The organism is Micromonospora sp. NPDC049497 (genome assembly GCF_044465805.1).
In the GTDB taxonomy this organism is placed as follows: Bacteria; Actinomycetota; Actinomycetes; order Mycobacteriales; family Micromonosporaceae; genus Micromonospora.
Genome location: NZ_JBITMC010000015.1, coordinates 133,653 through 154,353 on the forward strand (window position 1 = coordinate 133,653; position 20,701 = coordinate 154,353).

Below are 20,701 nucleotides of genomic sequence, written 5' to 3' on the forward strand. Positions count from 1 at the left end.
CCAACTGATCGAGGTCGCGACGACTCAGGCGGTCGGGCGCGCGGGCGCCTCGCCGAACCAGAGGTCGTGATGTGCGCGGGCCACCGCAGCGTACCCGTACCGGTCGGAGAGCACCTTGTGCGCGAGAGCGGTGTCCAGGCCGTGCGGGTGGCGCGCCCGCAGCTCGCGGTAGCCGGCGACGATCGTCTCCGGGTCGTCCGTGACGTCGATCAGCAGTCCCGCCGCGTCCTCGATGCCGGCAAGGGTCCGCTCCGGTCCACCACAGCGCGTGACCAGGACCGGCAGGCCGGCCGCCACCGCCTCGACCACGGCCACCCCGAAGGTCTCCGCGCGGCTCGGGTGCACCAGCAGGTCGTGCTCCCGCATCAACCGCAGGGCCTCGTCCGGCGGGATCGCGCCGGTGAAGGTCACCGCCTCGCCGACGCCGAGTTCGGCGGCGCGAGCGGTCAGCGAGGCCAGCAGCGCCCCCTCACCGACGAGGGTGAGGGTGAGCGACCGATCCTCCGCGTGGCAGCGGGCGAAGGCCTCCAGCAGCAGGGGTACGCCCTTGAGCTCGGAGAGCGCACCGACGAACAGCCAGCGCCGCAGCGCGGCGACCGGGGTCGGCCGGGGTTGGTCGAAGGAGATGGGATTGGAGATCGCCCCGATCCGGTCCGCATGGTGCGGGAACGCCTCGACCAGCGGCCGGCGCACGCCCTCGCCGACGGCGAGGAATCCCGAACAGCGGTGCAGCACCTCGTCGTACATCTCGCGACCCTGCGGGGTCGACAGCACCTTGTCCAGGAAGCTCGCGTGCTCGGTGACGAAGACCTTCGCGTCGGGCCGGGCGTGCCGGATCGCCGCCCAACCGCTGGGCAGACCGACGTGGGCGTGGACCACCGACGCGTCGATCGGACGGCCACCCAGCGCGGCGCCCAATGCCAGATCGTGCCGGTGGGCGATGTCGGCGTGCCCCTGCCCGCGCGGCACCGGGACCGGTACGTAGATCAGATCGGCGCCGCCCACGGTGGGGTTACGGTGCATCGCCCGCGGCGTCAACGCCCGGTGCGCGTCCATCACCCGCCGGTCGGCCGGTCCGTCGAGGTTGGCGACCCAGGCGTCGCAGTGCAGGACGGTCATCCGGTCGCAGCCGGGACCCGTGGCGTCCACCATCGCCCGCACGAAGGAACCCCGGAACGGTAGCTCCCGGGTCGGGTACCACGGGGTGATGACGGCCACGTCCCGGTAAGAGGTTGCAGGCACCCGAACCTTCCCAGCCGTTTCGTCCAGACCGCCTGACGCTAACATGCAAGCCGTCGATCACCTCCACCTGGCCCGACCGGCCGGGATCCCCCCGAGCGACCGGAGACAGCCCGTGAAGCGAGCCGACCGGCCATGAGGAATCCGCTGGATCCGGTCCTGCGCCGGGCGACCTCTCCCGCCGTCGTACGTCACCGCGCCGCGGTCCGGCTGCTGCGTGGCGTCACCGGGGCTCCCATCCTGCCGTCCCGGGCCCGGGGTGCCCTGGCCCACCGGCTGCGGACCGGCATGACGCAGGCCGGCTGGACGCCGGCGGAGGCGCGCGCGGCGCTGGCCGCGCTCGCGCGGTCGAGCGACTCGCGGACGAGGGCGGACCTGCTGATGCGCGAGGCCGCCGACGAGCTGGCGGCAGGTCGCACGCCGCCGCACCTCACCGAGGCCGTCCGCGCCGAGCTGACGGTGGCGGACGAGCGGTTCACCGCCGGCGACCCACGGGCCGCGGGCCGGCACCTGTACCGCGCCCTGCGCGTGCTGTTCCACCGGAGCCTGCACTTCGACCGGCTCTCCTCGCCGCTGGCGGACGACCCTTCGGCCTTCCTCGCGCCGCTCCGGGACAGCGTCACGGGGCAGGCGCTGCTGGCCCCCCGGGGACGCGGGACGCCGGCGGCCGAGGCACCGGCCGACCGACCGCTCCGGCTGCTGGTGCTGACCAACGGCAATCCGCACTTCCTGCGCGAGATCCGGGAACGGTACGCGGCACACCCCGCCGTGGAGTTCCGCTACCTGCACCTGACCGACGACCTCACCGCCGGGCCGCTGATCAAGCGGGTGGACCCGGTCGTGGATCACCTGGTGACCGGAAGCTCCCCGTACGGCGAGCGGGTCGAGGAGTGGCTGCGGCCGCATCTGGACTGGGCGGACACGCTCTTCGTCGACTGGTGCGTCGCCACCGCCGCTCTGGTCACGCTGGTGGACCCCGGCGACACGAGAGTGGTGATCCGGTTGCACAGCTTCGAGGCGTTGAGCTTCTGGCCGCACCTGGTCGACTTCAGCCGGGTGGATGACGTGGTGTTCGTCTCCGAGCACCTTCGGGAGCTGGTCACGGCGGTGTCCCCCGACCTGTCCGGCGAGGGCGCCCCCCGCCTGCACGTGATCGCCAACGCCATGGACCTGGGCGCCTATCCGAGGGCGAAGGACCCGGCGGCCCGGTTCACCCTGGGACTCGTGGGCGTCGGCGCGGTGGCGAAGGACCCACGATGGGCCCTCGAGGTGCTCCGGGTGCTGCGCCGGTCCGATTCCCGGTACCGACTGCTCCTGATCGGCGACGGCCTGAAGGCCTCCGCCGGTGGCGCGGTGCGCGACTACCAGGCGGCGCTCGACCGGGAGCTCCGCGAGCTGGAGACGGCGGGCGCGGTCACCCGGGTCGGTCACGTCACCGACGTTCCGGAGGCGCTGACCCGTGTCGGCGTCATCCTCAGCACCTCGGTCCGGGAGAGCTTCCACTGCGCCCTCGTGGAGGGCGCCGCCAGCGGCGCGCTTCCGGTGGTGCGGGACTGGCCCTTCTTCGCGCGCCAGCGCAGCGGCGCCCGCACCCTGTTCCCGGCGGACTGGGTGGTGCGAACGCCCGAGGAGGCCGCCCAGCGGATCCTGGCCGGGACCACCGACGAGGAGCAGTGGCGAACCGCCGGCAGCAGCGCCGCCGCGCACGCGCGGGCGACCTGGGACTGGTCGGTCACCCGGCACGACTTCGACGCGTTGTTCCGCCTGCCGGCCCAGCCCTGAGCCTCCGGCCATCCGGGAGCGCGCGTCGGGCCCGCCGCGTCACGGCAGGGACCCGTCACCGTCACGCGGAGAGGCCCGGCCGGCGGCCGGGCCTCTCCGCGTGGGTCGGTCAGATCGTGGTGCTCACCCGGCTCGGGTCGCCACCGACGGGGGCGCCGACGTCGACGGTGGTCCCGGCCGAGGCGGACTCCAGCAGCCCGGCCGCCACCTGGACGGTACGCAGGCCCTGGCGAAGGGTCACGATGTCGCTCTGCTTGCCCTCGACCGCGTCGCGGAACCGCTCGTGCTCGACCAGCAGCGGCTCCCGCTTCGGGATGGCGTACCGGATCATGTCGCCCTCGGCGACGCCGCGGAACGCGCGCAGCGCCTCCCACTCGGTGTCGATCGCCGCGTTGGCGTAGAAGGTCAGGTCGGCCGTGAGGGTGTCGGCGACGAAGCAGCCCCGGTCACCGGTGATGACGGTGGACCGCTCCTTGAGCGGGCTCAGCCAGTTCACCAGGTGGTTGACCATCGTGCCGTCGGCGAGCTGGCCGACGACGGCGACCATGTCCTCGTGCAGGCGACCGCTGCGGGAGACCGTCCGGGCCGACACCGACGTGTAGTCCTGCCCGGTCACCCAGGCCGTCAGGTCGATGTCGTGGGTGGCCAGGTCCATCACCACGCCGACGTCGGCGATCCGGTGCGGGAACGGGCCCTGGCGCCGGGTGACGACCTGGAAGACCTCGCCCAGCTCGCCGGCCTCCAGCCGGGTACGCAGGTTCTGCAGGGCCGGGTTGTAGCGCTCGATGTGCCCGACACCGGCGACCAGACCGGCGGCCTCGAACGCCTCGACCAGCCGGGTCGCCGCCTCGACGGACTGCGCGAGCGGCTTCTCGATCAGCGCGCAGACGCCGTTGGCGGCGAGTTCGAGGCCGATCTGCTCGTGCAGCGCGGTCGGGCAGGCCACCACCGCGTAGTCCACACCCAGCTTCAGCAGGTCACCCAGCTCGGGTACGACCGGGGCACGGAGCGTGCCGGTCGTGTCGCCGGCCGGGTCGACGATGCCGACCAGCTCGACGCCGTCCAGGTTGGACAGGACCCGGGCGTGGTTGCGGCCCATTGCGCCGAGGCCGATGAGACCGGCGCGCAGCTTCTTCCGCTCGCTCATGCCGCCACTCCGCTTCGCTCCGTGCCGTCATGAGGCACAACCGCGCCGAGCCTGATGATTCGCTCGCTCCGCTCGCTCATCGGGCACCGCCGGCCAGGTTCGCGCCCTCGGCGATCCGCTCCAGGTCGGCCTCGCTCAGCGACGGGTGCACCGGCAGCGAGACGACCTCGGCGGCGGCCCGCTCGGTCTCCGGCAGGTCCCACGGGCCCGGCTTTCCGTCCTCGGTGAGGTACGGCTTGAGCCGGTGGATCGGGGTCGGGTAGTAGACGGCGTTGCCGATGCCCAGCTCGGTGAGGCGGGCCTGGGCCGCGTCCCGGTCGCCCCGCACCCGCACCGTGTACTGGTGGTAGACGTGCCGGGCGTTGTCGGCCACCGGCGGGGTGACCAGGCCGGTGATCTTCGAGTCGAGGAACTTGGCGTTGGCGCGGCGCTGCTCGGTCCAGTCGGCGAGCTGGCGCAGCTGCACCCGGCCGATGGCGGCGGCCACGTCGGTCATCCGCATGTTGGCGCCGACGATCTCGTTGGCGTACCGCTGCTCCATGCCCTGGTTGCGCAGCAGCCGCAGGGTGCGGGCCAGCTCGGGGTCGGCGGTGGTCACCATGCCGCCCTCGAGGGAGTGCATGTTCTTGGTGGGGTAGAAGCTGAAGCAGCCCGCGGTGCCGAAGGCGCCGACCGGCTGGCCGTTCAGGGCCGCGCCGTGGGCCTGGGCGGCGTCCTCGACCACGGCGAGGCCGCGCCGGGCGGCGATCTCCATGATCTTGTCCATCGCGGCCGGGTGGCCGTAGAGGTGGACCGGCATGATCGCCACGGTGCGCGGAACGATCGCCGCCTCCACCGCGGCGGGGTCGACGCAGAAGCTGTCGGGCTCGATGTCGACGAAGACGGGCTCGGCGCCCACCAGCCGGACCGCGTTGGCGCTGGCGGCGAAGGAGAAGGACGGCACCACGATCTCGTCGCCAGGACCGAAACCCAGGGCCATGAGGGTCAGCTGGAGGGCCGACGTGCCCGAGTTGACCGCCACGCAGTGACGACCGGCGACGAGTTCACCGAACTCCTCTTCGAAGGCCGCGACCTCGGGGCCCTGCACCACCTTGCCGCTGCGCAGCACCCGCACGGCCGCCTCGATCTCGGCCTCGCCGATCACCGGCCGAGCGGGTGGGATGAATTCAGCGTTCTGCCCAGTCATGGGCATCCTCCTGTCGGTGTGGAGCTCGTCCGGCCGCGATGGTAGCCGGTCCCCGGGTCGGGAAGCCTGGCGGTGCGACTGGCGGATCGGAGACCCGGTGAGCTGGGACATTCACGGTCGTACGGAGAGCTCGACGTCCGACTCGCCCCGGATTGGCACCTGGCATGCTACTCGGAGCGCGCCGACGACGGCCGAGGCCATCCTCGGCGCGTCCGCCGGGTCGAGCGGCAGTCGGGCGATCGCCACCCGCCAGTAGAGCGGTCCGACGATGAGGTCGATGGCGATGTCGGGGTCGACCACCACAGGCAGTTCGCCGCGTTCGACGGCGCGGCCGATCAGCAGGCCGCCGACCGTCCGCTGGTGCAGCCGCAGCGCCTCCTGGAGGGTCTGCGCGATCTGCGGGTTGCGGGCGGCCTCGGCCAGCAGGTCGGGGATGATCTGCGAGGCGAGCGGGTGCCGCAGCGCCTGCGTCATGATCAGATAGAGCATCTCCAGATCCGTCCGGAGATCACCGGTGTCGGGCAGCGGCAGGCGCTTTCCGGCGGCGGCCGAGACGACCTCCAGCACCAGCTCCAGCTTCGAGCTCCAGCGCCGGTAGACGGCGGTCTTGCTCACCCCGGCCCGGCGCGCGACCGCCTCGATGGAGAGCCGCCCGTAGCCGACGGCGGCCAGTTCCTGCATCACGGCGCGGCGGATGGCCGTGGTGATGTCGTCCCGGAGCACCGCCGCACCGGCCGGAGCACGCCTCTTCTCGGTCGTCACGTGGGACAATGTAGCGCAGCGACGGTACGGTTGCGTCCCGACGTCTTTTCCACTACCGTCCACGCAGCGACAAGGCGGCGACGTTCCCGCCACTGCGGCCCGTCGGATCCGCCGAACTGTTCGCGGCATCCCCACTGAGAAAGATCGGAGCGCCCATCCATGGCCAACACGGCGGTGGCTGACGCCGACTCAGGACTGACCGGGGCGGAACTCGCCGCCCGGTACGGTCTGACGGTCGCCGGCGAACGGCCCACCCTCGCCGGCTACACCCGGCAGCTGTGGTCCTACCGGCACTTCATCGCGGCGTACGCGAACGCGAAGATGGTCGCGGCCTTCGCCACGGCCCGCCTGGGGCGCGTGTGGCAGGTGCTCACACCGCTGACGAACGCGGCGATCTACTACCTGATCTTCGGCGTCATCCTGAACACCAAGGGTGAGATCCCGAACTTCATCGCCTACCTCTGCGTCGGGCTGTTCATCTTCAACTTCACCCAGACCGCGGTGGTCCAGGGCACCCAGTCGATCAGCGGCAACCTCGGCCTGGTCCGGGCGCTGCACTTCCCCCGGGCCAGCCTGCCGATCTCGGTGACGCTCACCCAGTTCCAGCACCTGCTCACCGCCATGATCGTGCTGGTCGCCATCGTGCTGGTCACCGGCGAGCCGCTGACCCTGGAGTGGCTGCTGGTGATTCCCGCCCTGCTGCTCCAGTCGGTCTTCAACGTCGGCATGGCTCTCGGCATGGCCCGGCTCGGCGCCAAGGTCACCGACCTCAAGCAGCTCATGCCGTTCGTCACCCGCACCTGGATGTACGCCTCCGGCGTCCTCTACAGCGTGGAGAACTTCGCCCGCCACCTGCCCGGCTGGGCGCAGACGATCATCGAGGCCAACCCGCTGCTCATCTACATCGAGCTGGTCCGGCACGCCCTCCTGGAGAGTTCCCCGCTGACCTCCTCCCCGACGCGGCTCTGGCTGGTCGGCGCGGCGTGGGCCCTGGCGGCCTTCCTCGGCGGGTACGTCTACTTTTGGCGCGGTGAACAGGAGTACGGTCGTGGCTGAGCTCAACCAGGTCGCTCCCGGCAGCACCGGGGTCGCGGACCAGCGCATCCCCACCGTCATCGCCGACAACGTGCACCTCACCTACCGGATCTACGGCGCGGGCACCCCGGGCAGCGGCGGCGCGGTGGCGGCCCTCAAGCGGATCGTGTCCCGCACCGACGCCCCGAACATCCGCGAGGTCCACGCGGTCAAGGGCGTCAGCTTCACCACGTACCGGGGCGAGGCGATCGGCCTCATCGGCAGCAACGGCTCGGGCAAGTCGACACTGCTGCGGGCCATCGCCGGGCTGATGCCGACCGACAAGGGCGCGATCTACACCCAGGGGCAGCCCTCCCTGCTCGGCGTCAACGCCGCCCTGCTCAACGACCTCTCCGGCGAGCGGAACGTGGCACTGGGCTGCCTGGCGATGGGGATGCGCCCGGACGAGGTCCGCAAGCGGACCTCGGAGATCATCGAGTTCTCCGGGATCAACGAGCGGGGCGACTTCGGTTCGCTGCCGATGCGCACGTACTCCTCCGGCATGTCGGCCCGGCTGCGCTTCTCGATCGCGGCGGCGAAGAAGCACGACGTGCTGCTCATCGACGAGGCCCTGGCCACCGGTGACGCCCGGTTCCGCCGCCGCAGCGAGCAGCGGGTACGGGAACTGCGCGCCGAGGCCGGCACGGTCTTCCTGGTCAGCCACGCGATCGGCACCATCCGGGAGACCTGCGAGCGGTCGATCTGGCTGGAGTCCGGCCTGATCCGGATGGACGGGCCGACCGACGAGGTCATCGCCGCCTACCACGAGTACATGAAGAAGTAGCGTCCGGCGCACCGCCCCCCGGCCAACCACCGGGGGGCGGTGGGCGTTCCCGGCGCGGCTAAGGTCGTACCGATCGTGCGCCGGCCGGACGACCGCCGGCGTGTTGCAGCAGTGAGGATCGGCGATGACACAGGACGGCTCCCCCACCCCGGCCGGCACCGCACCGTGGCGACCCACCCGGACCGTGGCGGTGATCCTGGCCGGGGGTACCGGCACCCGGCTCGGTCTGGGCATCCCCAAGCAGCTCGTGAAGATCGCCGGCAAGCCGATCATCGAACACACCCTCGCCGTCTTCGAGGCCGCACCGGAGATCGACGAGATCGTCGTGCTGATGGCCGCCGGTCACGTCCCGGACGCCGAACGCATCGTCGAGCGGGCCGGCTTCCGCAAGGTCACGACCGTCGTCGAGGGCGGCGACACCCGTAACGCCACCACCCGCCTCGCCCTGGACGTCATCGGCCCGGACGACTGCAACATCCTGTTCCACGACGCGGTACGCCCGCTGGTCAGCGGCCGGATCATCCGGGAGTGCGTCAACGCGCTCTGGACGTACGCGGCCGTCGACGTGGCGATCCCGTCGGCGGACACGATCATCCAGGTCGACGCCGACGACTGCATCACCGACATCCCGGTCCGCTCCCGGCTGCGCCGCGGCCAGACCCCGCAGGCGTTCCGGTCCGGCACCATCCGCGAGGCGTACCGGCGCGCGGCGGACGACCCGGACTTCGCGGCCACCGACGACTGCGGCGTGGTGCTGCGCTACCTGCCCGACACCCCGATCAAGGTGATCGACGGCGCGGACGAGAACATCAAGGTCACCCACCCGGTCGACGTGCACCTCGCCGACAAGCTCTTCCAGCTTTCCGCCGCCAAGGCGCACCGGCTGGCCGACCACCGCGGCTACACCGAGGAGCTGACCGGGCGCACCATCGTGGTGTTCGGCGGCAGCTACGGCATCGGGCACGAGCTGACCGAACTGGCCCGCGGCTTCGGCGCCCGCGTCTTCCCCTTCAGCCGCTCCACCACGGGCACGCACGTGGAGCGCCCCGAGGACGTCGAGGCCGCACTGAAGACGGCCTTCGCCGCCACCGGCCGCGTGGACCACGTGGTGGTCACCGCCGGCGTGCTGGAGAAGGGCGAGCTGGCCGGGATGGACCCGGAGACCATCGACCGGGTGCTGCAGGTCAACTTCCTCGGGCCGGTGACCGTCGCCCGGGCGGCGCTGCCGTACCTGCGGCAGACCCGCGGCCAGCTGCTGCTCTACACGTCCAGCTCGTACACGCGCGGCCGGGCCCGCTACGCGCTCTACTCGGCCACCAAGGCGGCGCTGGTAAACCTCACGCAGGCGCTCGCCGACGAGTGGGCGGAGTCCGGCGTACGGGTCAACTGCGTCAACCCGGAGCGGACGGCGACCCCGATGCGGACCCGGGCGTTCGGCGAGGAGCCGGCGCACACCCTGCTGTCGGCCGAGGCGGTGGCCCGCGCGTCGCTGGACGTGCTGCTGTCCGGGCTGACGGGGCAGGTGATCGACGTACGCCGGTCGGCCGGCGGGGCCGACGCGGTGGAGCCGGCGGCGGTGGTCCCGGCGCAGGCCGGGGTGGAGCGCGGCGACCAGCCGGCGGACCAGGTGGGGGCGGAGCAGTATGCGTGGTGACCTCGTCCGGAAGCTGATCGCCCGGGGCCTGGCCACGGGGCTCGCGGTGGCGGCGTTCGTCGTGCTCGCACTGACCGGGGCGACCGGCTGGGGCCTCGGTGTGGCGGTCGCCGCCCTGGCCGCCGCCGCCTGGGAGCGCCGGGTGCGCCCCGGCGCCGACGGCGTGGCCGAGCTGGTCCTGGTCGCGGCGGGTGTCCTCACCGGGTACGCCCGGCGCCTGGACGCCGGCTTCGACCCGGCGCTGGCGGCGACCGCGCTGGTCCTGCTGGGCCTGGTCCTGCTGATGGGTCCGCTGCGCGACGCCGGCAACCTGGAGATCCGGGCGGCCAACCTGCCGGTACGCCCCCTGGCCCCGGTGGTCGCCGCGGAGCTGCCGACGATCCTGCTGGTGCTGCTGGGCCTCGTCGCGGTGGCCGCCGCCCTGACCCTGCCGGCGGTCGTCGCGCTGGTCGTGGCCCTGCTGGTCGGGCTGGCCGCGGGCGCGGTCGGGCTGGACCTGGCCCGGCGGCGGTTCCGGCCGCCGGCCGGCGGCGGACCGGTGGCGCAGGCCCTGCGCCGGCACCGACCCGAGTTCCTGCTCTACTTCTCCGCGCCGCCGGGCTCCGAGTACCAGGTCACCATGTGGCTGCCCTACCTGGAGCGGATCGGCCGGCCCTTCCTGGTGGTGCTGCGGGAGCCGGAGTTCCTGGCGACCGTGGCGGCGGCCACCACCGCGCCGGTGGTGTACTGCCCGACGCTCAAGGCGATCGACGAGGTGCTCGTGCCGAGCGTCAAGGTGGCCTTCTACGTCAACCACGGCGCGAAGAACGCGCACTGCATCCGCTTCACCCACCTCACCCACGTGCAGCTGCACCACGGTGACAGCGACAAGGCCCCCAGCGCCAACCCGGTCTCGGCCATCTTCGACAGGATCTTCGTCGCGGGTCGGGCCGCCGTCGACCGGTACGCCCGCGCCGGCGTGGAGATCCCCGCGGAGAAGTTCGTGGTGGTCGGTCGCCCCCAGGTCGAGAAGATCGAGGTACGCGCCGAGCCGGTGCCGGACCGCGCCCACCCGACGGTGCTCTACACCCCCACCTGGACGGGGCACCACGCGGACACCAACTACTGCTCCCTGCCGGTGGCCGAGACGCTGCTGCGGCGGCTGCTGGACCGGGGCGCGACGGTGATCCTGCGGGCGCACCCGTACACCACGCAGAACCCGGCCTCGGCACGGCAGCTCGGCCGGCTGACCGAGCTGCTGGCGGCGGACCGGGCGCGCACCGGCCGGCCGCACGTCTTCGGCGCCGCCGCGAGCCGGGACCTCACCCTGGTCGAGTGCGTGAACCGCTCCGACGCGCTGGTCTCCGACGTCTCCGGGGTCATCTCCGACTACCTCTACTCCGGCAAGCCGTACGCGGTGACCGACATGGTGGGCGGCGGCGAGGAGTTCGTGGCGGAGTTCCCCCTCGCCGGGTCGGGCTACGTGCTGCGCCGGGACATGTCCAACGTGGACAACGTCCTCGACCGGCTGCTGGACACGGATCCGCTCGCGGCGACCCGGTGGGCCACCCGGACCCGGTACCTCGGCGACTTCCCCGTCGAGACGTACGCCGAGGGTTTCCTCGCGGCCGCGCGTCGCGAGATCGACGGCGGCGCGGCGGTGCCCGCGCCGCGCGCCGCGGACACCGCGCCGCTCTCCCCGACGGCCTGAATCCGGCGGAAAATTCTTTACAAGTTCTCACCGTTGTAAAGGTGCCTCCGTCCCGGCCCCGTCCGGCCGTCGGCGGACGTCAGCGGTACGGGTCGACGAGGGCGAGGACGGCCTCGGGGTCCTCGACGTGGGCGTTGTGCCCGAGGCCGGGCAGCGTGGCGACCGGGACGCCGAACTCCTTGAGCTGCGCGTCGGAGACCAACGGGTCGTTCTCGCCCCGGGCCAGCACCACCGGCACGTCGGTAGCGGCCAGCAGTGCCGCCAGGTCGGGCTCTCCCGAGGCGAACGCGGCCGGGTCCATCGCCAGCCGCCACCGCCCGTCGACCTGCCGCAGACCCGCCTCGACCAGGGGATGGTCGGGTGCGAGGAGTCCGGCCAGGCCGGAGACCCGCAGGTAGCGACGGGCGGCCTCGTCCCGGCCGGCGAACCAGGTCACGGGCCGCGCCGCCAGGTCACCGGCCTTCGCCAGCTCCCCGGGTGACCAGACCGCCTTGATGCCCAACCCGACGACCGCCTCCACCGGCAGCCCCGCCGTCCGCGCGGCCAGCGCCAGGCCGACCACGCCGCCGAGGGAGTGCCCCAGCACCACGAGCCGGTCGGTCGGGGCGAGACTCCCGGCCAGCCGGTCGGCCAGCCCCGTGAACGAGTACGCCGGCAGCGGCGGCGACCAGCCGTGACCGGCGAGGTCCGGTGCCAGCCAGCGCCCCGCCCAGCGGCGTTCCAGCAGCGGCGCCGAGGGCAGCCACACCTCCCCGGTGGCGCCCATGCCGTGCAGAAGCAGCAGGACGGGACGCCCGTCCCGGTCACCCGATTCATCGACCATGCGCGCAGTCTGCCACCGGCCGGACCGCCCGGGCGAGAGCCGCGACGCCGGTACGACAACGGGCGCCGACCCCCTGCTCGGAGGTCGACGCCCGCGGTGGAGCGCGTCGGTCAGGCGGAGTATCCGCGGGTGGCGGCCCAGTTCGCCAGGTCGATGGCGGTCATCCAGTACGCCGGGGTCGCCGGGTCGGCCGAGTCGGCGATGCGCACGAGGCGGCCGTCGTCGGAGTAGCCGACCACGGCGATGTAGTGGCCGCCGGGGAACGAGTGCCAGCCGCCCTCGGTGTCGGTGGCGGTGCCCGCCACGTTGACCACGACGCCACGGCCGTCGGCGATGGCGGCGACCACGTCGGCCTGGAGCCGGTCCATCTGCGCCGGGGTGGCCGCGCCGCCCGGGATCATCCGGGTGCGGTACGGGTCGCCCTTGACGACGGCGTTGAGGACGCGGGTGGTGTCCTCGGCCGAGTTCGTGCCCATCTCGGTGGTGCCGAGCGGGCCGGCGAGCTGGTCCTGGGTGCGGGCGATGCCGGTGGCGCTCAGGGCGTTCCGGACGGCGGCCGGACCGCAGTTGAAGTAGGTGGTCTGCGCCTCGTAGTCGTACTTCAGGATCTTGCGCGTCGGCGCCTTCGGCGGCTCCGGCTTGCGGGTCAGATCCGGGTTCGGCGCGGCGGTGCTGGCGGCGGCGCTCGGGGACGCCGGAGCCGCACTGGCCGGAGCGGCGCTGGACGGGGCCGCGGCGGTCCGGGCCTCGCCGCGCGACGCGACGGTGGTGTCGCCGCGCAGCTCCGCCACGCCGACCGGGGTCTGCGCGGCGGCCGGGGCGTCGTCGCCGCCGGTCAACAGGGCGCCGCCGGAGGCCAGGACGAGCGCGGCGGCCGACGCGGCGGCCACCTGGTACGGGCGCTCGGAGGCCAGTCGTCGGAGCTGTCGCTTGAGGTGGTGCTTCACGTGTTCCTCCACGGGCTCGGGGGCGAGCGGCACACCGGGTCCCCGCCGCGCAGGACAGCGACGGGCCCTCCGCGCGGACGACGTCGGCGCGGCGGTGGACCACTTCTGGAGAGGGCGCCCGGGACTACCGGGCAGCGCGGTGGGTCAGCTCGCGGCCACCGGCCGGGCGAGCACGGACACCGCGGCGCCGTGGAGACGGCGGAACAACCAGGGGGTGGGTGCGTGCTGCACGAGTGCAACTCCTTCCGGTGCCGCCTACCGGGTTAGCTGACGGATTCGGGCGGGAAGTACGCCCTACCGCGGGCCGTGGGCCCGCGGATTCACCCCAACGTGCACTGGGTCCCCGGTTCGTGATCATCACGATTGAGCGGGTCGGCGCGGCGTCGCTCCTTGCGATCGGGAACCGCACCGGACGCGCCGACACTACTGGCCGGTCACCGCCCTGCCAAGCCGCTCCCACCTGCGTAAACCTGTTTTGCGTCAGCAATTTTACGGCAGTTATGCACTGACGAGACTCAATGGGACGGGGGTCGCGGGAACACCCCTGAAGGGGACAACGGGACGAGCGTGCGTGATCGCCCCCGAACCGCCGGGAGCAATCGACCGGGCTGAGTCGGATGCCCCGTTCCGGAAACGTGTGACCGGCCTCACCGAAAAAGCGGGACAAAATCGCGCCGGAGCGCCGGAGCGCGGAACGCAGGCCGCTGCTCAGCCCACGCGGGCCGGCCGCCACCGCGCGGCGGCCACCGGCCGTGGCGCCGGCGCCACCTCCCGGGCCGCCGGCACCCGCCCCGGACGCAACCGGGCCGCCGCCGCGTACGCCTCGGCGGCGAGCGTACGCGCCGCCTCGGCGGCCACCTCGGCGTCCCGCCACGCGGCCTGTTCCCGCCCGGCTGCGGCCCGGTACGCGGCCAGCTTCCCGTCCCGTACCGCCCGAGCCAGCACCACCTCCTGCTCCACGGGGTGCCGGCGCGGGTTCCAGCCGTGCCGGTGGCCGAAGACGTCACTGAGCTGGCGGGCGGACAGGTCACCCCGCCAGTGGGCGGCCATCGCCGTCTGGTGCAGCCAGCGCTCCCGGGTCGCGTACTCGGCCGGGGTGCGGGGCGTGCGGGGGCTGGGCAGCGCCCCGGTGCCGACGAAGCGGCGGGCGGCGGTCTCCGCCTCGTCGTACGCCGTCCAGGCCCGGTCCACCTCCTCCTGTACGGCCAGCCACGCCTCGCGGCGCCGCCGGGCGGTCTGCGCGGCGCCGGCCGCGGCCACCGCCACCTCGTCGGCGTACCGGCGCAGGTCGGCCAGGTCCTCGACGGGCGGGGCGGGCGGGTCGTCGGTGGGCTGCTCGCGCTCGGGACGGGCGACGAGCACGGTGAGCACGGTCAGGGCGAGGACGAGCAGCACCGACCAGATGGCGGTGGCGCGGGGCACGTCGAGGAGGAACTCGTTCAGGACGATGGTCATGGCCGGCAACCTCACTCAGGAAGCGGAAGAGACGTCGGGTGCGCGTCGGGCCGACTCACCCCGGGTGCGGGATGGTCGAGGCGCGGGATGCGCGGTGGGGAGCTTCGGGGAGGCGGTGCGGGCGTACGCCCGGACGGGTCAGGCGACCGGCGGCGCACGGGATCCAGGGGCGGCCGGGGCCCGGCCGGCGGGCGCCCGGACGGCGGCGTCCGGCACGGCACAACCGGCGGACACGGCTGCCTCGGCGGCGACCGGCGGTGCCGCCGGCTCGGGCCACGACAGGCCGGCGAGCGCGCCCGGTGCGACCTGCACCGCCGGGCCGGGCAGCATGCCCGCGACGCCCGCCGGGACGGCGAGCACGACGGACGGGACGGCCACGGCGGGAAGGACGGGTGTCGTCGCCACGGCGGGCGCGGCGGCGCCCAGGGTGAGACCGGTGGTCAGGGCGAGGCCGACCAGCAGGCGCGACGCCCAGCGCGTCACCCACCACAACGGACAGGTGAGCGCGACCGGAAGCACGACGTCACGCTACCCCCGACGCCGCTCGCCCGCATTGCTGGCGGGCGTGTCGACACCCACCCGTCACCCGCGATCCACCACGGTGGACACCGCTAGCGGTGGTGCGCGTACACCCGGGGTCCGTCGTCACCGGCGGCCTGGGCCGACGGGACGGACGGCGCCGCCGACGGACCCGGCACGGCGCCGTCCGCCCGGTCCCCCACGGGTGTCGACGCCGAGCGACGGCGCGGCCCGAGCCGGCGCATCATCGGCGTCTCCACGAAGCGGTGCAGCAGCCCGGCGAGGACCAGGTTGACCAGCCCGAAGCCCACCACCGCCGCCGGGCCCCACCATCCGGGCAGGCCGACGCCGTAGTGGCCGGTGAGGCGCAGCACGGTCACCATGACGAAGACGTGCACCATGTAGAAGGCGAACGACACCTCACCGAGCCAGACCATGGGCCGATTGCGCCACGGCGTCCGCCGACCGCGGACGTCCGCGCCCGCGGCGGCCGTGATGACCAGGATGTACGCGACCGACAGCAGTCCCGCCCACAGCTCGGCGCGGATCCACTCCCCCGCGGCGAACCAGATGGCCACGAACACGACGGTGGCCACGCCCAGCCCCGGCCCCCGCCACCGGCCGCGCCGCATCAGCTCGGCGGCCGCCACGCCCATCCAAAACTCCAGCGACCGCACCGGCGGGAAGATCTGCGTGAACCACCAGCGGCTCTCCTCCGGCACCAGCTGCTGCGCCGGCCAGAGGGCGACGATCAACAGCGGTACGGCAACGACCACCGCCCACAGCACACCCGGGCGCGTCCGCTGGACCAGGGGCAGCGCGAACGGCAGGCACGCGTAGAAGAACAGCTCGCAGGAGAGCGACCAGCTCACGTTGTTGACGCTGTAGAAGATGCCGGGCGTGGGGTCCCAGGCCTGCACGAGCAGCAGGTTCTCCACCACGGCGCGCGGGTTCACCGGGTCGGCCATCGCGTACCCGACCAGGAGCACCACCAGGAACATCAGCAGGTGGTTCGGGTAGATCTTGGCCAGCCGGCGACGCAGGAACGTCCGCTTCGTCTCGCCCGGCCGGGCCGACCACACCAGCACGAATCCACTGAGGATGAAGAAGAACTGCACGCCGGACAGGCCGAGGGTGAACATCCGGTCGACGACCGCCTTGTAGGCCGGCTCCGCCACGATCCCCATCGTGCCGGCGTGGAAACCGAACACGAGCAGCGCGGCGATCCACCGCAACCCGGTCAGCGACGGCAACCGGGAGGTGCCGCCGGGCGCGCGGGTGCCGCCGGTGGCGCCGGACGCGACCTGGTCGGCGACGGGCGCCGCCGTCACGCGGAACGGCCCACGGTCGTCAGGAACACCAGCACGGCGGCAACTCCTTCACGCTTCGCGTCACCGGCCGTGCCCGCGGGTCGGGGCTCGTCGCCGGAGGCCGACCGCGACCTTACCCGGCGGGCCGCTCTCGTACGGGTGTTCGATCGTGGGGTAGGATCGGCGGCGTGTCGGACGTCGCCTACCAGCCCTCGATGCTGGACCTCGCCGAGGAGGGCCCCGCGCTGGGGCCGCTCACCGGTCACGTCACCCGGCACCAGCTGAGCCGCGGCGCCTGGGTCGACCACCTGCCCGGCTGGGTCCGCGGCTCCGACCAGGTCCTCGACATCCTCCTGCGGGACGTGCCGTGGCGCGCCGAGCGCCGCCGGATGTACGACGCCGACGTCGACGTCCCCCGACTGCTCTGCTGGTACGGCGCCGGCCGGCCGCTGCCCCACCCCGTGTTGGCCACGGCCCGCGACACGCTCACCCGGCACTACGCCGACGAGTTGGGCGAGCCCTTCGTCACCGCCGGCATGTGCCTCTACCGCACCGGCCGTGACAGCGTCGCCTGGCACGGCGACACCCAGGGCCGCTCGGCGCACACGGACACGATGGTCGCCATCGTCTCCTTCGGCTCTCCCCGCCCCCTCCTGCTGCGCCCGCGCGGCGGGGGCGGGGAGAGCCTGCGCTTCCCCGTCGGGCACGGCGACCTCGTCGTGATGGGCGGGTCCTGCCAGCGCACCTGGGAACACGCCATCCCGAAGACCGCCCGCCCGGTCGGCCCCCGGATCAGCGTCCAGTTCCGCCCCGCCGGCGTGGCCTGACCCGCGCCCCGCGCCCCGCGCCCCGCGGCCTCCGACTTCACTGAAGTCGGGGCATCCCTGAACCAGGACACCCCGACTTCACAGAAGGCGAGTGGATCAACCGCGCGAGACGGTGCGACGGACCATTCACGACGTGATGTCGCACAGACATCAATATGTCTCTGAGACATCACGCTCACACCACTCAATCCCACCGCCGCCCGCGCCATCCCGCCCCGCGCACGGTGCCCGCCGCACCGGCAGAGCGTCGCGGGTCAGAGGAGGCCGGCCAGTTTGTAGAGGACGAGCGAGCCGGCGACGGCCACGTTCAGGCTGTGGCCGGCGCCGACCATCGGAATCTCCACGGCCGCGTCCAGGCTGTCGAGCGCCTCCGGCGGAATGCCGCCCTGCTCGTGCCCGAGGACGACCACGGTCCTTCCCCGAGCGGCGGGCAGGTCGCCGAGCCGGATCGCCTCGTCGGCCAACTCGACGCCGAGGACGCGGCTGCCGGCGGCCCGTTCGGCGGCCAGCCAACGCAGCGGTGAGCCGACCCGGTGGACGCAGCCCGGCCGGCGCAACGTGTTGCCCCGGGCGACGGCCTCGTCGACCCAGCGGAACGGCGGCACCGCGAGGCAGGCGCCGACGGCATCGCAGGTGCGCAGGAGCGTACCGAGGTTCGCGCCGTGCATCGGCCAGAGCGGGGCCGCCACCAGATGACCCCAACAGCGGTGCGGGCGGGTACGGCGGGCGGCCCGCAGCTCGCGGGACGGGCGAACCCGGATAGCGGCGGTCATGCCGCGACGGCGACTCCGCCGCGGAAGGAGAAGGCCAGGAACATGCGAGGTGTGCTTCGCGGCGCACACGAGCCATCGACGATGACAGAGCCGCCCCAGTGTAGGCCGTCGCCGGTCCACTCCGCTCGGCCTGGTGGCCGGCTCACCGCTCCCCGCGACCCGGGCCGCCGGGACCCGCGCGGCGGCACGCCGGCGGGCCCCGTCGGGCGGCGGGTCAGGGGCGCTCGACCTGGTGGCCGATCACCGTCGGGCCGAGCATCACGGCGAAGCCGGAGCCGTCGCGACGCGGGTCCGCCGCCGGCAGCTCGACCGGATCGCCGTTCGCGGTGGCACCGACCGGACGCGGACCGACCCACGCCGCGACCACGTCGGTCTCACCCTTGAGGAACCGCTGCGCGCGCACGCCGCCGGTCGCCCGGCCCTTCGCCGGGTACGCCCCGAACGGCGTCACCTTGACCGTGGCGCCGGTGGAGGTGACCACCATCGGGTCGCCGTGCGTCGGGTCGTCGGTGCGGACCGCGCCGAAGAACACCACCCGCGCGCCGGCCGGCACGTTGACGCCGGCCATGCCACCGCCCTTGAGGCCCTGCGGGCGCACCAGCGCGACCGGGAACCGCAGCAGGGACGCCTCGGAGGTGACGAAGGTCAGCGACTCGGCGCCGTCGGTCAGCCAGGTCGCCCCGACCACCTCGTCACCCTCACGCAGGCCCATCACCTCGAACTCGTCGGACCGCACCGGCCAGTCCGGCGCGCACACCTTCACCACGCCCAGCCGGGTGCCCAGCGCCAGGCCCGGGGACCCGTCCGCCGACGACCCGAGCGGTGCCAGCCCGACCACCGTCTCGCCCGGCTCCAGCGGCACCAGCTCGGCGGCGGACATCCCGCCCCGCAGCGACACCGTGCCGGCCTGCTCGGGCAGCACCGGCAGGGGCAGGACGTCGACCTTGAACGCCCGGCCGGCGCTGGTGACCAGGAGCACCCGGCCCCGGGCGGTGGAGTGCACGACGGCGCGTACCGCGTCGTGCTTGACGCGGCCCTGCCGGCGGCGCCCCTCGGAGGTCTCCTCCGACTCCGCCGCGGTCCGGGCGACCAGCCCGGTCGCGGACAGGATCACCTGGCACGGGTCGTCGGCGACCTCCAGCGGGCCGGCCGGTACGGAGGCGGCGAGGACCTCCTTGAGGTCACCGTCGACCAGGGTGGTGCGGCGCGGCGTGCCGAACTGCTTGACGACGGCGGCCAGCTCGTCGGAGACGACCTTCCTGAGCACCGCCTCGTCGTCGAGGATCTTCGACAGCTCGGCGATCTCGGCGCGGAGCTTCTCCTGCTCGGCCTCCAGCTCGATCCGGTCGTACTTCGTGAGCCGGCGCAGCGGAGTGTCCAGGATGTACGTGGCCTGGATCTCGGAGAGCTTGAACTTCTGCATCAGGCCGTCCTTGGCGGCCTGCGCGTCCTCGCTGGCCCGGATCAGCTTCACCACGCGGTCGATGTCGAGCAGCGCGATCAGCAGGCCGTCGACGAGGTGCAGGCGCTCCTGGCGCTTGCGCCGCCGGTACGCGCTGCGCCGGGTCACCACCTCGTACCGGTGCGCCAGGAACACCTCCAGCAGCGCCTTCAGCCCGAGGGTGCGCGGCTGCCCGTCGACCAGCACCAGATTGTTGACGCCGAAGGACTGCTCCAGCGGGGTGAGCCGGTAGAGGTCGGCGAGCAGCGCCTGAGGGTTGACGCCGACCTTGCACTCGATGACCAGACGGGTGCCGTTCTCCCGGTCGGTGAGGTCCTTGACGTCGGCGATGCCGGTGAGCCGCTTGGTCTTCGTCACCTCGGTGGTGATCGCGGCGATGACCTTCTCCGCGCCGACGCCGTACGGCAGCTCGACGACGGTGATGGCCTGCCGGCCGCGGCTGCCCTCCAGGGGACCGATCTCCACCTTGCCGCGCATGCGCACCACGCCGCGCCCGGTCTCGTACGCCCGCCGCACCTCGTCGAGGCCGAGCAGCAGGCCACCGGTGGGCAGGTCCGGGCCGGGGACGAACTCCATGATCCGGTCCAGCGTGGCGTCCGGGTGGTTGATCAGCCAGCGGGCGGCGGAGACGACCTCGCCGAGGTTGTGCGGGATCATGTTGGTCGCCATGCCGACCGCGATGCCGGAGGCCCCGTTGACCAGCAGGTTCGGGAAGGCGGCCGGCAGCACGGTGGGCTGGGTCAGCGAGCCGTCGTAGTTCGGCTCGACGTCGACGGTGTCCTCGCCCAGCTCGCCCACGAGCAGCATCGCGGCGGCAGACATGCGCGCTTCGGTATATCTCGAGGCAGCTGGTCCATCGTCTGGGCTTCCAAAGTTGCCATGCCCGTCGATGAGTGGCGCGTTGAGCGAAAAGTCCTGAGCGAGCCTGACCATCGCGTCGTAGATTGCGGTGTCGCCATGCGGGTGGTACCGACCCATCACGTCGCCGACCACCCGCGCCGACTTGACGTGCGCGCGGTCCGGCCGGAAGCCGTTCTCGTTCATCGAGTAGAGGATGCGCCGGTGCACCGGCTTGAGGCCGTCGCGGGCGTCGGGCAGGGCTCGGCTGTGGATGACCGAGAACGCGTACTCCAGGTAGGAGTCGGAGACCTCGGTGACCAGGGGGTTGTCGAAGACCCGCGCGCCGGCCTGGTCGAACGCGGAGAGGTCGACCTTCGTTTCCTTGCGGCGTGCCATGGCTCAGCTTTCCCCTCGAACGGCAGCGGTC

General features: G+C 73.1%; 17 protein-coding genes and 1 riboswitch. Of the genes, 6 read left to right on the forward strand and 11 right to left on the reverse strand.

What is annotated here, in order from left to right; genetic code table 11:
* Positions 1-24: 24 nt before the first annotated feature.
* Entirely contained in the window at positions 25-1,242 is a 1,218-nt protein-coding gene (locus ACIBR0_RS20895) for a glycosyltransferase (RefSeq protein WP_396718004.1), read from the reverse strand.
* Between the two features lie 132 nt (positions 1,243-1,374).
* Between ACIBR0_RS20895 and ACIBR0_RS20900 the strand changes: the two genes are divergently transcribed.
* Positions 1,375-3,021 (forward strand): glycosyltransferase, encoded by a 1,647-nt coding sequence (locus tag ACIBR0_RS20900; RefSeq protein ID WP_396718006.1) that lies wholly within the window; start codon positions 1,375-1,377, stop codon positions 3,019-3,021.
* A gap of 109 nt (positions 3,022-3,130) precedes the next feature.
* Here ACIBR0_RS20900 and ACIBR0_RS20905 read toward each other — a convergent pair whose 3' ends face one another.
* The 3 genes from ACIBR0_RS20905 to ACIBR0_RS20915 all read right to left on the reverse strand — a co-directional run bounded on the left by ACIBR0_RS20905 (position 3,131) and on the right by ACIBR0_RS20915 (position 6,077).
* Positions 3,131-4,168: a Gfo/Idh/MocA family protein gene (locus tag ACIBR0_RS20905; protein WP_396718008.1), complete on the reverse strand. Its 1,038-nt coding sequence runs from the start codon at positions 4,166-4,168 to the stop codon at positions 3,131-3,133.
* A gap of 76 nt (positions 4,169-4,244) precedes the next feature.
* Positions 4,245-5,354, reverse strand: a complete 1,110-nt coding sequence (locus tag ACIBR0_RS20910; protein ID WP_396718011.1) for a DegT/DnrJ/EryC1/StrS family aminotransferase — start codon at positions 5,352-5,354, stop codon at positions 4,245-4,247.
* A gap of 111 nt (positions 5,355-5,465) precedes the next feature.
* Positions 5,466-6,077, reverse strand: a complete 612-nt coding sequence (locus ACIBR0_RS20915) for a TetR/AcrR family transcriptional regulator (RefSeq protein ID WP_396718065.1) — start codon at positions 6,075-6,077, stop codon at positions 5,466-5,468.
* Positions 6,078-6,275: 198 nt separating this feature from the next.
* On the opposite strand from ACIBR0_RS20915, the gene ACIBR0_RS20920 reads away from it, so the two are divergent.
* From ACIBR0_RS20920 to ACIBR0_RS20935, 4 genes are all read left to right on the forward strand, one after another.
* A complete protein-coding gene (locus ACIBR0_RS20920; protein ID WP_396718013.1) occupies positions 6,276-7,172 on the forward strand; it encodes an ABC transporter permease in 897 nt (298 codons plus the stop codon).
* Positions 7,165-7,974: an ABC transporter ATP-binding protein gene (locus tag ACIBR0_RS20925; RefSeq protein WP_396718015.1), complete on the forward strand. Its 810-nt coding sequence runs from the start codon at positions 7,165-7,167 to the stop codon at positions 7,972-7,974. Before ACIBR0_RS20920 ends, ACIBR0_RS20925 begins: the two co-directional genes overlap by 8 nt.
* Positions 7,975-8,098: 124 nt before the next feature.
* On the forward strand, positions 8,099-9,628 hold the full coding sequence (locus tag ACIBR0_RS20930; protein ID WP_396718017.1) for a D-ribitol-5-phosphate cytidylyltransferase: 1,530 nt from the start codon (positions 8,099-8,101) through the stop codon (positions 9,626-9,628).
* Positions 9,618-11,318 (forward strand): CDP-glycerol glycerophosphotransferase family protein, encoded by a 1,701-nt coding sequence (locus ACIBR0_RS20935; RefSeq protein ID WP_396718019.1) that lies wholly within the window; start codon positions 9,618-9,620, stop codon positions 11,316-11,318. Before ACIBR0_RS20930 ends, ACIBR0_RS20935 begins: the two co-directional genes overlap by 11 nt.
* A 79-nt stretch (positions 11,319-11,397) precedes the next feature.
* On the opposite strand, the gene ACIBR0_RS20940 is transcribed toward ACIBR0_RS20935, so the two are convergent.
* From ACIBR0_RS20940 to ACIBR0_RS20960, 5 genes are all read right to left on the reverse strand, one after another.
* Entirely contained in the window at positions 11,398-12,141 is a 744-nt protein-coding gene (locus ACIBR0_RS20940; RefSeq protein WP_396718021.1) for an alpha/beta fold hydrolase, read from the reverse strand.
* 110 nt (positions 12,142-12,251) lie between these two features.
* Positions 12,252-13,100, reverse strand: a complete 849-nt coding sequence (locus ACIBR0_RS20945) for a C39 family peptidase (RefSeq protein ID WP_396718067.1) — start codon at positions 13,098-13,100, stop codon at positions 12,252-12,254.
* Between the two features lie 225 nt (positions 13,101-13,325).
* A riboswitch (cyclic di-AMP (ydaO/yuaA leader) is annotated at positions 13,326-13,468 on the reverse strand.
* A gap of 328 nt (positions 13,469-13,796) precedes the next feature.
* Positions 13,797-14,543, reverse strand: coding sequence for a hypothetical protein (locus tag ACIBR0_RS20950; RefSeq protein WP_396718023.1), 747 nt, complete (start codon positions 14,541-14,543; stop codon positions 13,797-13,799).
* Between the two features lie 138 nt (positions 14,544-14,681).
* Positions 14,682-15,062, reverse strand: coding sequence for a hypothetical protein (locus tag ACIBR0_RS20955; RefSeq protein WP_396718025.1), 381 nt, complete (start codon positions 15,060-15,062; stop codon positions 14,682-14,684).
* Between the two features lie 92 nt (positions 15,063-15,154).
* Positions 15,155-16,393 (reverse strand): acyltransferase family protein, encoded by a 1,239-nt coding sequence (locus ACIBR0_RS20960; RefSeq protein WP_396718027.1) that lies wholly within the window; start codon positions 16,391-16,393, stop codon positions 15,155-15,157.
* Between the two features lie 167 nt (positions 16,394-16,560).
* Between ACIBR0_RS20960 and ACIBR0_RS20965 the strand changes: the two genes are divergently transcribed.
* The gene (locus tag ACIBR0_RS20965; protein WP_396718029.1) at positions 16,561-17,199 is read left to right on the forward strand and encodes an alpha-ketoglutarate-dependent dioxygenase AlkB; all 639 of its coding nucleotides are present in this window, start codon (positions 16,561-16,563) and stop codon (positions 17,197-17,199) included.
* Between the two features lie 254 nt (positions 17,200-17,453).
* Here ACIBR0_RS20965 and ACIBR0_RS20970 read toward each other — a convergent pair whose 3' ends face one another.
* Both ACIBR0_RS20970 and ACIBR0_RS20975 read right to left on the reverse strand, forming a co-directional pair.
* Positions 17,454-17,972 carry a TrmH family RNA methyltransferase gene (locus tag ACIBR0_RS20970; protein ID WP_396718031.1) on the reverse strand — a complete coding sequence of 173 codons (519 nt, stop codon included), beginning with the start codon at positions 17,970-17,972 and terminating at the stop codon, positions 17,454-17,456.
* Between the two features lie 214 nt (positions 17,973-18,186).
* A complete protein-coding gene (locus tag ACIBR0_RS20975) occupies positions 18,187-20,670 on the reverse strand; it encodes a DNA topoisomerase (ATP-hydrolyzing) subunit A (RefSeq protein WP_396718033.1) in 2,484 nt (827 codons plus the stop codon).
* Positions 20,671-20,701: the final 31 nt, after the last annotated feature.

Excerpts from the sequence above, each read along its gene's own strand:
- ACIBR0_RS20900 (WP_396718006.1), top strand. The coding sequence starts at position 1,375 with ATGAGGAATCCGCTGGATCCGGTCCTGCGCCGGGCGACCTCTCCCGCC.
- ACIBR0_RS20905 (WP_396718008.1), bottom strand. The coding sequence starts at position 4,168 with ATGAGCGAGCGGAAGAAGCTGCGCGCCGGTCTCATCGGCCTCGGCGCA.
- ACIBR0_RS20910 (WP_396718011.1), bottom strand. The coding sequence starts at position 5,354 with ATGACTGGGCAGAACGCTGAATTCATCCCACCCGCTCGGCCGGTGATC.
- ACIBR0_RS20920 (WP_396718013.1), top strand. The coding sequence starts at position 6,276 with ATGGCCAACACGGCGGTGGCTGACGCCGACTCAGGACTGACCGGGGCG.
- ACIBR0_RS20930 (WP_396718017.1), top strand. The coding sequence starts at position 8,099 with ATGACACAGGACGGCTCCCCCACCCCGGCCGGCACCGCACCGTGGCGA.
- ACIBR0_RS20935 (WP_396718019.1), top strand. The coding sequence starts at position 9,618 with ATGCGTGGTGACCTCGTCCGGAAGCTGATCGCCCGGGGCCTGGCCACG.
- ACIBR0_RS20940 (WP_396718021.1), bottom strand. The coding sequence starts at position 12,141 with ATGGTCGATGAATCGGGTGACCGGGACGGGCGTCCCGTCCTGCTGCTT.
- ACIBR0_RS20950 (WP_396718023.1), bottom strand. The coding sequence starts at position 14,543 with ATGACCATCGTCCTGAACGAGTTCCTCCTCGACGTGCCCCGCGCCACC.
- ACIBR0_RS20970 (WP_396718031.1), bottom strand. The coding sequence starts at position 17,972 with ATGACCGCCGCTATCCGGGTTCGCCCGTCCCGCGAGCTGCGGGCCGCC.
- ACIBR0_RS20975 (WP_396718033.1), bottom strand. The coding sequence starts at position 20,670 with ATGGCACGCCGCAAGGAAACGAAGGTCGACCTCTCCGCGTTCGACCAG.